Source organism: Polynucleobacter sp. HIN7 (assembly GCF_030297595.1).
Taxonomy (GTDB): Bacteria; Pseudomonadota; Gammaproteobacteria; order Burkholderiales; family Burkholderiaceae; genus Polynucleobacter.
The window spans coordinates 35780-51838 of record NZ_AP028138.1; the positions used below are offsets into that span (position 1 = coordinate 35780).

Genomic DNA, 16059 nt, shown 5'->3' on the forward strand with positions numbered 1-16059 from the left:
GTAGAAGTATCAAGTAGTTAGCGAGGAGCGGATCCAGAACACGCCAATTCTGGTGAAGCGTTTACTCAACAGCGGTTAACACAATTGGTTAGCACGCTTTTTTGGAGCAAGTATGGCAAAGAAAATTATTGGCTTTATCAAGTTGCAGATTCCTGCTGGTAAAGCAAATCCATCCCCACCCGTTGGTCCCGCATTGGGTCAGCGCGGCCTCAATATTATGGAGTTCTGTAAGGCGTTTAATGCTCAAACTCAGAGCATGGAACCTGGCTTACCAATTCCAGTTGTAATTACTGCTTTTGCGGACAAGAGCTTCTCATTTGTGATGAAGACTCCCCCCGCAACCATTTTGATTAAGAAGGCAGCGAAAATTGAGAAGGGTTCACCCCGGCCTCATACCGATAAGGTTGGCAAGATTACTCGTGCACAAGCAGAAGAGATTGCCAAGTTAAAAATGCCTGACTTAACAGCCGCTGATTTAGATGCTGCTGTTCGCACTGTGGCAGGCAGTGCCCGTTCGATGGGCATTACTGTGGAAGGAGTCTAAACATGCCTAAATTATCTAAGCGCGTGAAAGCGATTCAGTCCAAGGTTGATCGTAATAAATTTTATCCATTAGATGATGCTTTAGCATTGGTGAAAGAGTGTGCAACGGCAAAGTTTGATGAGTCAATCGATGTTGCTGTTCAGCTAGGCATTGATGCAAAGAAATCTGACCAGGTTGTTCGTGGCGCAGTTGTGCTGCCAGCGGGTACCGGTAAGCATGTGCGTGTTGCCGTATTTGCTCAAGGTGAAAAAGCCGAGCAAGCCAAAGCGGCTGGAGCCGAAATCGTAGGCATGGAAGATTTGGCAGAACAGATCAAGGGTGGCAACATCAACTTTGATGTGCTGATTGCATCCCCAGACACGATGAAGATTGTTGGTACCTTAGGACAGGTGTTAGGCCCACGTGGTTTGATGCCCAATCCAAAGGTGGGCACTGTGACCCCTGATGTGGTTACTGCCATTAAGAACGCCAAGGCTGGCCAGGTCCAGTTCCGAGTTGATAAAGCCGGAATTGTGCATGCTTCGATTGGCCGTCGTTCTTTTGAGCCAACCGCACTCAAGACCAATTTGCTAGCCTTGCTTGATGCCTTAAATAAGGCCAAGCCAAGCGCATCAAAGGGGATTTATTTAAGAAAGATCGCACTGAGCAGCACGATGGGTGCTGGTGTGCGTGTCGATCAAGCTTCACTGCAGGCCGCATAAGTCTGTAGTAAACAAACTTTGGGTCGAGTGCCTTGGCACTCGAACATCAAAGACCGTTGGTGAACAAAGTGTCGTTTACGAGTTCTTAATTGTTGCGAGAGCGATAACCAACCTAGATGGCGACCCTGTAAGGATATTTCGGGCACACCCCGTGATAGACAAATCAGACGCTGGTGTGTAACCCCGATTGGAAACAGTCGGAATGAGAAGGAGTTAAACCGTGCCTTTGAATGTAGAAGACAAAAAAGCGATTGTGGCTGATGTCGGCGCTCAATTGGCTGCGGCTCAAACAGTGGTGCTTGCCGAGTATCGCGGGATTCCCGTGGGCGAGTTAACCACCTTGCGTGCGAACGCACGATCCCAAGGTGTTTATCTTCGTGTATTGAAGAACACCTTGGCGCGTCGTGCTGCGCAGGGAACACCGTTTGAGCAACTTGGCGACTCAATGGTTGGACCTTTGATTTATGGAATCTCTGCAGATCCTGTTGCTCCGGCAAAGGTACTGCATCAGTTTTCCAAAGGCCAAGACCAGTTGGTCATCAAGGCAGGCTTTTATAACGGCAAAGTACTAGATGTAAACGGTGTTAAAGAACTAGCGACAATTCCGTCACGCGAAGAATTGCTCTCGAAGTTATTGGGAGTGATGAAGGCGCCTGTATCGGCAATGGCTCGTGTTCTTGGTGCTGTGGCAGAGCAAAAAGCAAGTGGAGCGCCGGCTGCGGCCGCTGCACCGGTTGCCGAAGCCACCGCAGAGCCAGCGCCTGAGGTCAGTGCTGCACCCGAGCAAGACAACCCAACTCCTGCTGCTTAATGCGCAGGATTAACCAATACAGTTTAGGAGCTAAAAATGGCAATTACTAAAGAAGAAATTATTGAAGCAGTTGGCAATATGTCCGTAATGGATTTGAATGACTTGGTCAAAGCATTCGAAGAGAAGTTTGGTGTTTCTGCAGCAGCAATGGCTGTAGCAGGACCTGCTGGCGGCGGCGGTGGTGCAGCTGCTGCTGAAGAAAAAACTGAGTTCACTGTAAATCTCCTCGAGGCTGGTGCCAACAAGGTTGGTGTCATTAAGGCGGTTCGTGAGATCACCGGCCTTGGCTTGAAAGAAGCCAAAGACTTGGTCGATGGTGCACCAAAACCAATTAAAGAAGGTGTTGATAAGAAAACAGCGGAAGAGGCTAAGAAAAAGCTCGAAGACGCTGGCGCAAAAGCCGAACTCAAGTAATTTTGAGATTGCCGGAGGGCTCACGGGCTCTCCGCGGTTTGATCCTCAGTGGTCAAACCAGATCTCATATTTACAAATGTAAGTCTGAAATCTGGTTTGCCTTCTGATACGACTGCAGAAGACAAGTTTGGTCGGGCATAACAATTTATATTGTTTTGCTGTCCGCCAGAGGCTGGTAGAGGCCAGCCGCCAAATCTTTGCTCAGTCGCTGCCATCGGAGATGAAATGAACTATAGCTTCACCGAACGCAAGCGCATCCGTAAGAGTTTTGCTAAGCGACCCAATAATCACCAGGTTCCATACCTGCTTACAACCCAGCTCGAGTCCTATGCCAAATTTTTGCAGGCTGATAAACCTGCAACTGCAAGAGTGAACGAAGGACTTCAGTCTGCATTTACGTCAATATTCCCGATCGTATCTAACAATGGATATGCGCGCATGGAATATGTTTCGTATCAATTATCGCCACCACCATTTGACGTCAAAGAGTGTCAACAGCGTGGCTTGACCTATCACTCCGCCTTGCGCGCCAAAGTTCGCTTAATCATTAATGACCGTGAAGCGCCGCACAAGGTAAAAGAGGTTAAAGAGCAAGAAGTCTACATGGGTGAAATCCCTTTGATGACCGATACCGGCTCATTTGTGATCAACGGCACCGAGCGCGTGATCGTTTCTCAGTTGCATCGTTCACCCGGTGTATTTTTTGAACATGACAAAGGCAAAACTCATAGCTCAGGGAAGCTTTTATTCTCCGCGCGCATTATTCCTTATCGTGGATCGTGGTTGGATTTTGAGTTCGACCCTAAAGATATTTTGTACTTCCGGGTAGACCGTCGGCGTAAGATGCCGGTCACCATTTTGCTCAAAGCGATTGGCTTAAACAATGAGCAAATTTTGGCGAACTTCTTTAATTTTGACCACTTCACACTCTCGCAATCCGGCGCATCGATGGAATTTGTCCCAGAGCGTTTGCGTGGTGAAGTTGCTCGATTTGATATTGTGGACAAGAACGGCGTTGTAGTTGTTCAAAAAGACAAGCGCATCAATGCAAAGCATATTCGTGAGCTTGAGGCTGCTAAAACCAAAATTATTACCGTCCCGGATGATTCTTTAATTGGTCGTGTGGTCGCTAAAAATATTGTCGATCCGGATTCTGGCGAAGTACTAGCAAGCGCGAATGACGAGATTACCGAAGACCTGTTGGCCAAACTTCGTGAAAGCGGCATTAAGCAATTTGAGACCATTTATACCAATGACTTAGATTGCGGTGCTTATATCTCGCAGACCTTGCGCATGGATGAGACAGTTGATCAAACCGCTGCTCGCATTGCCATTTACCGCATGATGCGTCCTGGTGAGCCGCCCACCGAAGATGCTGTTGAGGCTTTGTTCCAACGCTTGTTCTACAGCGAAGACTCTTATGACCTCTCGCGAGTTGGTCGCATGAAGGTCAATAGTCGTTTGGGTCGCAGCGATATGGAAGGCCCCATGGTGCTCTCGAATGAAGACATCATGGATACCATCAAGATTTTGGTTGATCTGCGCAATGGTAAGGGCGAGGTTGACGATATCGATCACCTTGGTAATCGTCGTGTCCGCTGTGTTGGCGAATTGGCAGAAAATCAGTTTCGAGCTGGTTTATCGCGTGTTGAGCGCGCTGTTAAAGAGCGCCTTGGTCAAGCCGAGACCGAAAATTTGATGCCTCATGATTTAATCAACAGCAAACCAATTTCCTCGGCAATTCGTGAATTCTTTGGCTCATCGCAGCTATCGCAATTTATGGATCAAACTAATCCATTGTCTGAGATTACCCATAAGCGCCGTATCTCAGCATTGGGACCGGGTGGATTAACACGTGAGCGTGCCGGCTTTGAGGTACGCGACGTGCATCCAACTCATTATGGCCGTGTTTGCCCAATTGAAACCCCAGAGGGACCAAACATTGGGTTGATTAACTCACTCGCTCTATTTGCTCGATTAAATGAGCATGGTTTTCTTGAGACGCCATACCGTAAGGTAAGCAATGGCAAGGTAACCGATCAAGTGGAATATTTGTCGGCGATTGAAGAAGCGAAGTACACGATTGCTCAGGCGAATGCGACCATCGATAAAAACGGTAAGTTAGCGGATGAATTGGTTTCTGCACGCCAGGCGGGCGAGACCATGATGGTTGGACCGGAGCGTATTGATTACATTGATGTCGCACCAAGCCAAATCGTTTCTGCGGCAGCTTCCCTCGTGCCATTCTTGGAGCATGACGATGCAAACCGCGCATTGATGGGTGCAAACATGCAGCGTCAAGCGGTTCCTTGTTTGCGTCCTGATAAGCCACTGGTTGGAACGGGCCTCGAGCGCATTGTGGCTTTGGACTCAGGCACTGTTGTGATGGCAACGCGTGGTGGTGTGGTTGATTATGTGGATGCAAACCGCATCGTGATTCGCGTGAATGATGATGAGACCGCAGCCGGTGAAGTGGGTGTGGATATTTATAACCTCACTAAATACACTCGCTCGAATCAAAATACCAACATTAATCAACGTCCAATTGTACAAGTGGGCGATCATGTCAAACGTGGTGATGTGGTTGCGGACGGCGCCTCAACCGATTTGGGTGAATTGGCTTTGGGTCAAAATATGACCGTCGCCTTTATGCCTTGGAACGGCTACAACTTCGAAGACTCTATTTTGATTTCTGAGAAGGTTGTGGCGGATGATCGCTATACCTCGATTCATATTGAGGAGCTATCGGTTGTAGCGCGAGATACCAAGCTGGGCTCGGAAGAGATTTCAAGGGATATTTCCAATTTGGCCGAATCGCAATTGGCGCGCCTCGATGAAAGCGGTATTGTCTACATCGGTGCTGAAGTTGAGGCTGGCGACGTATTGGTCGGTAAGGTAACGCCAAAAGGCGAGACCACCTTAACTCCAGAAGAGAAGCTATTACGCGCAATCTTTGGTGAAAAAGCCTCTGACGTTAAAGATACTTCCCTGCGTGTGCCATCGGGCATGAGCGGAACTGTTATCGACGTTCAGGTATTTACCCGCGAGGGTATCGAGCGTGATGCACGTGCTCAATCGATTATTGCTGAAGAGCTCCAACGCTATCGTTTAGATCTGAATGATCAGTTGCGTATTGTTGAGGGCGATGCGTTTGATCGTTTGCAAAAATTACTCTTAAACAAAACTGCGAATGGCGGCCCTAAGAAATTGGCCAAAGGTAGCAAGATTACGAAAGAGTATTTGTCGGAATTGGATCGTTATCACTGGTTTGATATTCGTCCAGCTGATGAGGAGGTAGCAACCCAAATCGAAGCCATTAAAGCCTCGATTGAGGCAAAGCGTAAGCAGTTTGATGCAGCGTTTGAGGAAAAGCGGAAGAAGCTGACCCAAGGCGATGAATTGCCTCCAGGCGTTACCAAGATGGTTAAGGTGTATTTGGCGGTTAAGCGCCGCCTGCAGCCTGGCGACAAGATGGCAGGACGTCATGGCAATAAGGGTGTTGTATCCAAGATTGTTCCAGTCGAAGATATGCCATATATGGCCGATGGTCGTTCGGTTGATATCGTGCTGAATCCCTTGGGCGTCCCATCACGGATGAACGTTGGTCAGATTTTGGAAACTCACTTGGGTTGGGCTGCGCAGGGAATTGGTAAGCGCATTGATGCCATGCTCAAAGAGCAAGCCAAGGTAGCCGATCTCAGGAAGTTCTTTAAGACTCTCTATAACGAGACTGGTCGTCAAGAAAACATTGATGAGTTTAGTGATGAGCAGATTCTAGAGCTTGCGAGCAATCTGAAGAATGGCTTGCCATTTGCAACCCCTGTTTTTGATGGGGCTACAGAAAACGAGATTGGCAAGATGCTGGAGTTTGCTTATCCCGATGATCAAGCTAAGAGCTTGCACATGACTCCCTCGCGTCAGCAAATCACCTTGTATGACGGGCGAACTGGTGATGCTTTTGAGCGCCCAGTCACCGTTGGTGTGATGCATGTCTTGAAATTGCACCATTTGGTGGATGACAAGATGCATGCTCGCTCAACTGGTCCGTACTCCTTGGTCACCCAGCAACCTCTGGGCGGAAAAGCCCAGTTTGGTGGACAGCGCTTTGGTGAGATGGAAGTTTGGGCCTTAGAAGCGTATGGCGCCTCTTATGTCTTGCAAGAGATGCTCACTGTGAAGTCTGACGACGTCACTGGCCGAACCAAAGTTTATGAAAACATCGTCAAGGGTGAGCACACGATTGATGCTGGCATGCCCGAATCGTTCAACGTTCTGGTGAAGGAAATCCGTTCGTTGGGTATTGACATTGACATGGAGCGTAACTGATATGAAAGCATTGCTCGATCTATTTAAGCAAACCTCTGGCGAGGAGCAATTTGATGCTATCAAAATTGGCTTAGCCTCTCCCGAGAAGATTCGTTCGTGGTCTTTCGGAGAAGTTCGTAAGCCTGAGACGATTAATTACCGTACCTTCAAACCAGAGAGAGACGGCCTTTTTTGTGCCAAGATCTTTGGACCCATTAAAGACTATGAGTGCTTGTGTGGTAAGTACAAGCGTCTCAAATTCCGCGGTGTTATTTGTGAAAAGTGCGGCGTCGAGGTCACACTGGCCAAGGTGCGCCGTGAGCGCATGGGGCATATTGAACTCGCTGCCCCGGTTGCGCATATTTGGTTTTTGAAGTCCTTGCCATCCCGTTTGGGAATGGTATTAGACATGACCTTGCGTGATATTGAGCGCGTTCTGTACTTTGAAGCATATGTCGTTGTTGATCCAGGCTTAACGCCTGAGGGCGCGATGAAGCGCGGTCAAATTATGTCCGAGGATGAGTACAACGCTAAGGTCGAAGAATTTGGCGAGGGCGCCTTTACTGCCATTATGGGGGCCGAAGGTATTCGGGAGCTATTGCGCACCATCAATATTGATCGTGAGGTTGAATCGATTCGTTCAGAGTTGAAGGCAACCGGCAGCGACGCTAAGATTAAAAAGTACGCCAAGCGTCTCAAGGTATTAGAGGCCTTCCAAAGTTCGGGCATCAAGCCTGATTGGATGATCATGGAGGTCTTGCCAGTATTGCCTCCTGAGTTGCGTCCATTGGTGCCATTGGATGGTGGTCGTTTTGCAACCTCCGATTTGAACGATCTGTATCGTCGCGTTATTAATCGTAATAATCGTCTACGCCGCCTTTTGGAGTTGCGCGCCCCCGAGATTATCGTTCGTAACGAAAAACGCATGTTGCAAGAAGCGGTTGACTCCTTATTGGATAACGGTCGTCGCGGTAAGGCAATGACGGGTGCGAATAAGCGTCCGTTGAAGTCGCTTGCTGAGATGATTAAAGGTAAGAGCGGTCGTTTCCGTCAAAACTTATTAGGTAAGCGTGTTGACTACTCCGGTCGTTCGGTGATCGTAGTGGGCCCAACGCTGAAATTGCATCAGTGCGGTCTGCCAAAATTGATGGCATTGGAGTTATTCAAGCCATTTATTTTTAATAAGCTTGAGACACTCGGCATTGCAACCACCATTAAGGCCGCCAAGAAAGAGGTCGAAAGCCAAACCCCAATCGTTTGGGATATTTTGGAAGAGGTCATTCGGGAACATCCAATTCTGTTAAATCGTGCACCGACCTTGCATCGTCTCGGTATTCAAGCGTTTGAACCGATGTTAATTGAGGGTAAAGCGATTCAGTTGCACCCCTTGGTATGCGCTGCGTTCAATGCTGACTTTGACGGCGACCAAATGGCTGTTCACGTCCCGCTCTCTCTCGAGGCGCAAATGGAAGCCCGCACCTTAATGTTGGCCTCTAACAATGTGCTTTTCCCTGCGAATGGCGAGCCATCCATTGTTCCGTCCCAAGACGTGGTGCTAGGTTTGTATTACGCCACGCGTGACAAGATTAACGGTAAGGGCGAAGGCATGGTATTTGCCAATATCCCAGAAGTGATTCGGGCGTATGAGGCTGGAACTGTTGAGCTTGCATCGCGGATTGCGGTACGCGTCACTGAGTATGAAGTGGTGAATAAAAATGCCGAGGGCGATGAGCGCTTTGTTGCCAAGACATCGGTTCAGCACACGTCGGTAGGCCGGGCAATTTTGTCTGAAATCTTGCCAAAAGGTATGGCATTTGCGGAAATTAATAAGCCGCTGAAGAAAAAAGAAATCTCACGCCTGATTAATACTTCCTTCCGGAAGTGCGGCTTGCGTGAAACCGTTATTTTTGCCGACCGTTTGTTGCAGGCAGGTTTCCGTTTGGCAACCAAGGCAGGTATTTCGATTGCGATCGATGACATGCTGATTCCAAGCTCGAAAGACGGAATCATTAACGAAGCTGCCGGCAAAGTGAAAGAGTATGACAAGCAATTTATGTCAGGCTTGGTAACCAATCAAGAGCGTTACAACAACGTGGTTGATATTTGGGGTGCCGCTGGTGATCAGGTTGGCAAGGCGATGATGGACGAGTTGTCGCATGTTGATGTAACTGATCGCAACGGCAAGCCGGTACGCCAGGAGTCCTTCAACTCCATTTACATGATGGCTGATTCTGGAGCGCGTGGTTCAGCAGCACAGATTCGTCAGCTTGCTGGTATGCGAGGCTTGATGGCGAAGCCCGATGGCTCAATCATTGAAACACCGATTACAGCGAACTTCCGTGAAGGCTTGAATGTGTTGCAGTACTTCATTTCCACCCACGGTGCTCGTAAGGGCCTCGCAGATACTGCGTTGAAGACTGCAAACTCTGGCTACTTGACGCGTCGTTTGTGCGATGTGACGCAAGATCTGGTTGTGGTTGAAGAAGATTGTGGCGCAAGTAATGGTGTAACGATGCGTGCCCTAGTGGAAGGCGGCGAAATTATTGAAGCCCTGCGCGATCGCATTTTAGGCCGCGTATGCATTGGCGATATCTTGCATCCAGACACTCAAGAGGTCATTGTTCCCCACGATACCTTGCTCGAAGAAGATCATGTCGATCAAATCGTTGATTTAGGTATTGATGAAGTCAAGGTTCGTACTGTTCTAACCTGTGAGACGCGCTATGGACTATGTGCTAAGTGCTATGGACGTGATCTAGGTCGTGGCGGTCTCGTTAACGTGGGTGAGGCAGTTGGAGTAATCGCGGCTCAGTCGATTGGTGAGCCCGGTACCCAGTTAACGATGCGTACTTTCCACATTGGTGGAGCCGCATCACGTGCATTGGTTGCAAGTAATGTTGAGGTGAAGTCAAACGGTTCATTGAAGTTCTCCTCCACTATGCGATTTGTAACGAATGCGAAGGGCGAGCCAGTGGTGATATCTCGTTCAGGCGAGGCCTTGGTCTTGGATGACAACGGTCGCGAGCGCGAGCGTCACAAGATTCCGTACGGAGCGACCTTGCTCGTGAAGGAAGGCGCAAGCGTAAAAGCCGGTACCAGTATTGCAACCTGGGATCCTTTAACTCGCCCAATTATTTCTGAGTATGCAGGCATTGCACGCTTTGAGAATGTTGAAGAGGGCGTCACCGTTGCCAAGCAAGTTGATGAAGTCACCGGCTTATCAACCTTGGTGGTGATCGATGGTAAGCGCCGTTCAGCAGCAAGCAAAGGTTTGCGTCCTGTAATCCAGTTACTCGATGAGCAGGGAAATCAAACCAAGATTGCTGGTACTGATCATCCCGTAACGATCGGTCTTCAGGTCGGCGCATTGATCACCGTAAAAGATGGTCAGAAGATTGAAGTTGGTGAGGTGTTGGCGCGTATTCCAATTGAGTCGCAGAAGACTCGCGACATTACCGGTGGCTTGCCACGAGTTGCTGAATTATTTGAAGCCCGTTCACCCAAAGATGCGGCGATTTTGGCCAAGGTAACTGGAACAGTTTCGTTCGGTAAGGAAACCAAAGGTAAGCAGCGTTTGGTGATTACTGATATGGATGGTGAAAGCAGCGAGTTCCTCATTCCAAAAGAGAAGCAGGTTCTGGTTCATGACGGCCAAGTCGTGAACAAGGGCGAGATGATTGTGGAGGGTCCAGCAGATCCACACGATATTTTGCATCTCAAGGGAATCGAAGAGTTAGCGATCTACATCGTTGATGAGGTGCAAGACGTTTATCGACTGCAAGGCGTAAAGATTAATGACAAGCACATTGAGGTAATCGTGCGTCAAATGTTGCGTCGTGTTCAGATCACCAATCCTGGCGACACCAACTTCATTACTGGTGAGCAAGTGGAGCGTTCCAAGCTTTATGACGAAAACGATCGTGTGATTGCTGAAGGCAAGCAACCTGCTCAGTTCGAAAACATTCTGCTCGGAATTACCAAGGCATCCTTGTCAACCGACAGCTTTATTTCAGCGGCATCCTTCCAAGAAACCACTCGTGTATTAACAGAAGCTGCCATTATGGGCAAAGTTGATACCTTGAGAGGCCTCAAGGAAAACGTCATTATTGGGCGTTTGATTCCTGCCGGAACTGGCTTGGCCTATCGTCGTGCTAGAAAAGTACGTGAGCAATTTGAGCGCGATCGTGCTCAGATGATTGCAGCCGAGGAGGCTTTAGCGTTGGAGGCTGGCGCTGTGGCGGAGCAAGTTGAGGCTGCAGCAACGCCTGAAGGTGAGGCCGAGCAAAGTTAGGGGTTGTAATTCAACACATTGACCAGTCTTTCTCCTGGAAGTTGACGGGAAGGGCTGGTCAAGTTAGAATGCTGAGTTCTACTAATTCATAAGAAAATCAATTACTTAAGAAAATAGCAGGCTAATTTTATAAGTTATTGATTTTAAAGATAAAAGTAATAAGCGAGTATAAATTTATGCCAACAATTAATCAGCTGCTACGAAAGCCGCGCTCACGTCTAGTGGTTAAGAGCAAAAGCCCAGCGTTGCAGAATAGCCCCCAGCGCCGCGGTGTTTGCACCCGTGTTTACACGACGACGCCAAAAAAGCCAAATTCGGCATTGCGTAAAGTGGCAAAGGTGCGCTTAACCAATGGTTTTGAGGTGATCTCATATATCGGCGGTGAAGGCCATAACCTTCAGGAGCACTCGGTTGTGCTGATTCGTGGTGGTCGTGTGAAGGATTTGCCTGGTGTGCGCTATCACATTGTTCGCGGATCTCTTGACTTGCAGGGCGTTAAAGATCGTAAGCAAGCTCGTTCTAAGTATGGCGCAAAGCGTGCTAAGAAAGCGTAATTTGAAGTAGTAGTTTGTAGTAAAGGTCATTTTGGCAAGTAAGTGGTTACTTCGCTTTGTTTGCAAAGTTGTTAGGTAACCAAGGGAATGTTCCCTAACTGAATAGATAGGAGTTGTTATGCCGCGTCGTCGCGAAGTCCCGAAACGGGAAATTCTTCCTGACCCAAAATTTGGGAATGTGGAAGTAGCTAAGTTCATGAACGTCTTAATGCTTGACGGTAAAAAGTCCGTTGCAGAGCGCATCGTCTATGGTGCCTTTGAACACATTGAGAAAAAAGCCAATAAAGAGCCCCTCGAGATTTTCTCGACCGCAATGGGAAATGTAAAACCCATGGTTGAGGTCAAAAGTCGCCGGGTTGGTGGCGCCAACTATCAGGTGCCCGTTGAAGTTCGTCCATCGCGTCGATCTGCCTTGGCAATGCGCTGGCTAAGAGAGGCTGCCAAGAAGCGTGGTGAAAAGTCTATGGCACAGCGTTTGGCAAACGAATTACTAGAAGCTGCTGAAGGTCGTGGCGGCGCAATGAAGAAGCGTGAAGAGGTTCATCGTATGGCTGAAGCCAACAAAGCCTTCTCGCATTTCCGTTTCTAACGCTCTAACAGAAAGAGGAAAAAGTGGCACGTAAAACCCCCATTGAGCGCTATCGAAATATTGGTATCTCTGCACACATCGATGCTGGCAAAACAACCACAACCGAGCGCGTGTTGTTTTATACCGGCGTAAATCACAAAATCGGCGAAGTTCATGATGGCGCTGCCACGATGGACTGGATGGAGCAAGAGCAAGAGCGAGGGATTACCATCACCTCAGCTGCTACCACCGCTTTCTGGAAAGGTATGGCTGGTAATTATCCAGAGCATCGCATCAACATCATTGATACACCAGGACACGTTGACTTCACGATTGAAGTGGAGCGCTCAATGCGTGTATTGGATGGTGCTTGCATGGTTTACTGTGCGGTGGGCGGTGTTCAGCCACAGTCTGAGACCGTTTGGCGCCAAGCAAATAAATACAAAGTGCCACGTTTAGCCTTTGTGAACAAAATGGATCGTACCGGTGCTAACTTCTTTAAGGTCTACGACCAGATGAGATCGCGCCTAAAGGCAAACCCGATTCCAATTCAGGTTCCAATTGGTGCCGAGGAAAACTTCCAGGGCGTGATTGACTTAATCAAGATGAAAGCCATCATTTGGGATGATGCTTCTCAGGGAACTAAGTTTGAGTACGGTGATATCCCTGCTGAATTGAAAGAAACCGCTGAAGAGTGGCGCGAGAAAATGCTTGAGGCTGCGGCTGAGAGCTCTGAGGAAATGATGGACAAGTACCTTGGCGGCGAAACTCTGACAGAGGAAGACATCAAGAAGGCACTCCGTCAACGGACCATCGCTGGTGAAATCGTTCCCATGCTTTGTGGCAGCGCTTTCAAAAATAAAGGCGTCCAAGCAATGTTGGATGCAGTAGTTGATTTCCTGCCCTCACCCGTTGATATTCCTCCGGTCAAAGGCGAAAAAGAAGACGGTAGTGAAACCAGTCGTAAAGCCAGTGATGATGAAAAGTTCTCGGCACTTGCATTTAAGATCATGACCGATCCCTTTGTGGGCCAGTTAATTTTCTTCCGCGTCTACTCTGGCGTTGTGAATTCTGGTGACACGATTTATAACCCCATCAAGGGCAAAAAAGAGCGTATCGGTCGTCTATTGCAGATGCATGCCAATCAGCGCGAAGAAATTAAAGAAGTTCGTGCTGGCGACATTGCCGCAGCGGTTGGTTTAAAAGAAGCCACCACTGGTGAAACTCTTTGCGACCCAGATAATATTTTGATCTTAGAGCGCATGGTGTTCCCAGAGCCCGTGATCTCTCAGGCCGTTGAGCCAAAAACGAAGGCTGACCAAGAGAAGATGGGCTTAGCGCTCAATCGCCTTGCACAAGAAGATCCATCATTCCGCGTGAAGACCGATGAAGAATCTGGTCAGACGATTATTTCTGGAATGGGCGAGCTACACCTTGAGATTATTGTTGATCGCATGAAGCGCGAGTTCGGCGTTGAGGCAACGGTTGGTAAACCACAAGTTGCTTATCGTGAAACCATTCGTAAGGTTTGCGACGAAATCGAAGGCAAATTTGTTAAGCAATCTGGTGGCCGTGGTCAATATGGTCATGTGGTATTGAAACTTGAGCCACAAGACCCAGGTAAGGGCTTTGAGTTTGTTGATGCGATCAAGGGTGGAGTTGTTCCTCGTGAATACATTCCTGCGGTTGAAAAGGGTATCGTGGAGACGCTCAATGCCGGAGTCCTTGCTGGCTACCCAGTGGTTGACGTAAAGGCAACCCTGTTCTTTGGTTCCTATCACGATGTTGACTCGAATGAGAATGCATTCAAAATGGCGGCGTCGATGGCATTCAAAGACGGTATGCGTAAAGCAAGCCCAGTTCTGCTTGAGCCAATGATGGCGGTAGAAGTTGAAACGCCAGAAGATTTCATGGGTAATGTGATGGGTGATTTATCTTCTCGTCGCGGCATCATGCAAGGCATGGATGATATTCCTGGTGGCGGCAAGATTGTGCGCGCTGAGGTTCCCCTTGCAGAAATGTTTGGATATTCAACCGGCTTGCGCTCACTAACCCAAGGTCGCGCGACCTACACCATGGAATTTAAGCATTATTCAGAAGCGCCGAAGAACGTGGCTGATGCTGTGATTGCAGCAAAAGCAAAGTAAATTTTTGAACATTGATTAGCTAAATAAAAGGCACCCAAAATGGCAAAAGAAAAATTTGAACGGACTAAACCCCATGTGAACGTTGGCACCATTGGTCACGTCGACCACGGTAAGACCACGCTAACCGCGGCAATCACCACCGTGCTCTCCAAGCTCTTTGGTGGCGAAGCAAAAGCCTACGATCAGATCGATGCGGCCCCTGAAGAGAAGGCCCGTGGTATTACGATTAATACCGCCCACGTCGAGTACGAGACCAAGAACCGTCACTACGCGCACGTCGATTGCCCAGGTCACGCCGACTATGTGAAGAACATGATTACTGGTGCTGCCCAGATGGACGGCGCTATTTTGGTGGTCTCGGCAGCCGATGGCCCCATGCCCCAAACCCGTGAGCACATCCTCTTGGCCCGCCAAGTAGGCGTGCCTTACATCATCGTGTTTATGAACAAATGCGATATGGTCGACGACGCTGAACTCTTAGAGCTCGTGGAGATGGAAGTGCGTGAGCTGCTCTCCAAGTATGAGTTCCCAGGCGACGATACCCCCATTGTCAAGGGCTCTGCCAAGCTCGCCTTAGAAGGCGACAAGGGTGAGTTGGGCGAAGGCGCCATCATGAAGCTTGCTGAAGCTTTAGATAGCTATATCCCCAATCCTGAGCGTGCGATTGATGGCGCATTCTTGATGCCAGTCGAAGACGTGTTCTCGATCTCTGGTCGTGGCACGGTGGTGACCGGTCGTGTTGAGCGCGGCATTATTAAAGTCGGTGAAGAGATTGAGATCGTCGGTATTAAGCCCACCCTCAAAACCACCTGCACTGGCGTAGAGATGTTCCGTAAACTGCTCGATCAAGGTCAAGCAGGTGATAACGTCGGTATCCTCTTGCGCGGCACCAAGCGCGAGGAAGTCGAGCGTGGCCAAGTATTAGCTAAGCCCGGCTCGATTACCCCCCACACCCACTTTACTGCTGAGGTTTATGTGTTGTCCAAAGATGAGGGCGGTCGTCACACCCCCTTCTTTAACAACTACCGCCCTCAGTTTTACTTCCGTACCACCGATGTCACCGGCTCAATTGAGTTGCCTAAGGACAAAGAGATGGTGATGCCTGGCGATAACGTCACCATCACCGTAAAGCTTATTGCCCCCATCGCGATGGAAGAGGGCTTGCGCTTTGCAATCCGTGAAGGCGGTCGTACCGTCGGTGCGGGTGTAGTTGCGAAGATTTTGGCTTAATTGTTTTGCACGATTGGGAATATTTGTGCTGCAGATATTCCCTTGCTCTTTAGTTGGATGATTAACGCGGCAGCACCGCACTGCTCTTTGGAATAAATATGCAAAACCAGAAAATTAGAATTCGTTTGAAAGCGTTTGATTATCGATTGATCGATCAATCTGCTGCTGAGATTGTAGATACTGCAAAGCGCACTGGCGCTGTTGTCAAGGGCCCAATTCCTTTGCCAACCCGTATTGAGCGTTTTGATTTGTTGCGCTCGCCCCATGTGAACAAGACTTCACGCGATCAAATGGAGATCCGCACCCATCTACGTTTGATGGACATTGTGGATCCAACTGAGAAAACGGTGGACGCCCTGATGAAGTTGGATTTACCTGCCGGCGTCGATGTTGAAATCAAGTTGCAGTAAGGTAGATTGCGCAAAAGTTTGTTAGTTTTGCCTTTTTAGGCTAGAATTGAAGGCTTTTCGTAGTTTTGAAAAGCTAGGTTTGTA

General features: G+C 48.7%; 11 protein-coding genes. All 11 read left to right on the forward strand.

What is annotated here, in order from left to right:
* Positions 1-112 precede the first annotated feature (112 nt).
* The 11 genes from rplK (at position 113) to rpsJ (ending at position 15975) form a co-directional block, all read left to right on the forward strand.
* A complete protein-coding gene (gene rplK / locus QUE64_RS00210) occupies positions 113-544 on the forward strand; it encodes a 50S ribosomal protein L11 (RefSeq protein WP_108507572.1) in 432 nt (143 codons plus the stop codon).
* Between the two features lie 2 nt (positions 545-546).
* On the forward strand, positions 547-1245 hold the full coding sequence (gene rplA / locus QUE64_RS00215; protein WP_286223768.1) for a 50S ribosomal protein L1: 699 nt from the start codon (positions 547-549) through the stop codon (positions 1243-1245).
* A 220-nt stretch (positions 1246-1465) separates the two neighbouring features.
* Positions 1466-2056 carry a 50S ribosomal protein L10 gene (gene rplJ / locus QUE64_RS00220; RefSeq protein WP_286223769.1) on the forward strand — a complete coding sequence of 197 codons (591 nt, stop codon included), beginning with the start codon at positions 1466-1468 and terminating at the stop codon, positions 2054-2056.
* Between the two features lie 36 nt (positions 2057-2092).
* A complete protein-coding gene (gene rplL, locus QUE64_RS00225) occupies positions 2093-2470 on the forward strand; it encodes a 50S ribosomal protein L7/L12 (protein WP_108507575.1) in 378 nt (125 codons plus the stop codon).
* 225 nt (positions 2471-2695) lie between these two features.
* Positions 2696-6796 (forward strand): DNA-directed RNA polymerase subunit beta, encoded by a 4101-nt coding sequence (gene rpoB, locus QUE64_RS00230; protein WP_286225432.1) that lies wholly within the window; start codon positions 2696-2698, stop codon positions 6794-6796.
* Between the two features lies 1 nt (position 6797).
* Complete coding sequence (gene rpoC, locus QUE64_RS00235; RefSeq protein ID WP_286223771.1) at positions 6798-11066, forward strand: DNA-directed RNA polymerase subunit beta'; 4269 nt, start codon at positions 6798-6800, stop codon at positions 11064-11066.
* A gap of 176 nt (positions 11067-11242) precedes the next feature.
* Positions 11243-11620, forward strand: coding sequence for a 30S ribosomal protein S12 (gene rpsL, locus QUE64_RS00240; RefSeq protein WP_286223772.1), 378 nt, complete (start codon positions 11243-11245; stop codon positions 11618-11620).
* Between the two features lie 118 nt (positions 11621-11738).
* Positions 11739-12209 carry a 30S ribosomal protein S7 gene (rpsG, locus tag QUE64_RS00245; protein ID WP_108507579.1) on the forward strand — a complete coding sequence of 157 codons (471 nt, stop codon included), beginning with the start codon at positions 11739-11741 and terminating at the stop codon, positions 12207-12209.
* 23 nt (positions 12210-12232) lie between these two features.
* Positions 12233-14335 (forward strand): elongation factor G, encoded by a 2103-nt coding sequence (gene fusA, locus QUE64_RS00250; RefSeq protein WP_286225433.1) that lies wholly within the window; start codon positions 12233-12235, stop codon positions 14333-14335.
* 39 nt (positions 14336-14374) lie between these two features.
* Complete coding sequence (tuf, locus tag QUE64_RS00255) at positions 14375-15565, forward strand: elongation factor Tu (RefSeq protein WP_286223765.1); 1191 nt, start codon at positions 14375-14377, stop codon at positions 15563-15565.
* Positions 15566-15663: 98 nt separating this feature from the next.
* A complete protein-coding gene (gene rpsJ / locus QUE64_RS00260) occupies positions 15664-15975 on the forward strand; it encodes a 30S ribosomal protein S10 (RefSeq protein ID WP_108507581.1) in 312 nt (103 codons plus the stop codon).
* Positions 15976-16059: the final 84 nt, after the last annotated feature.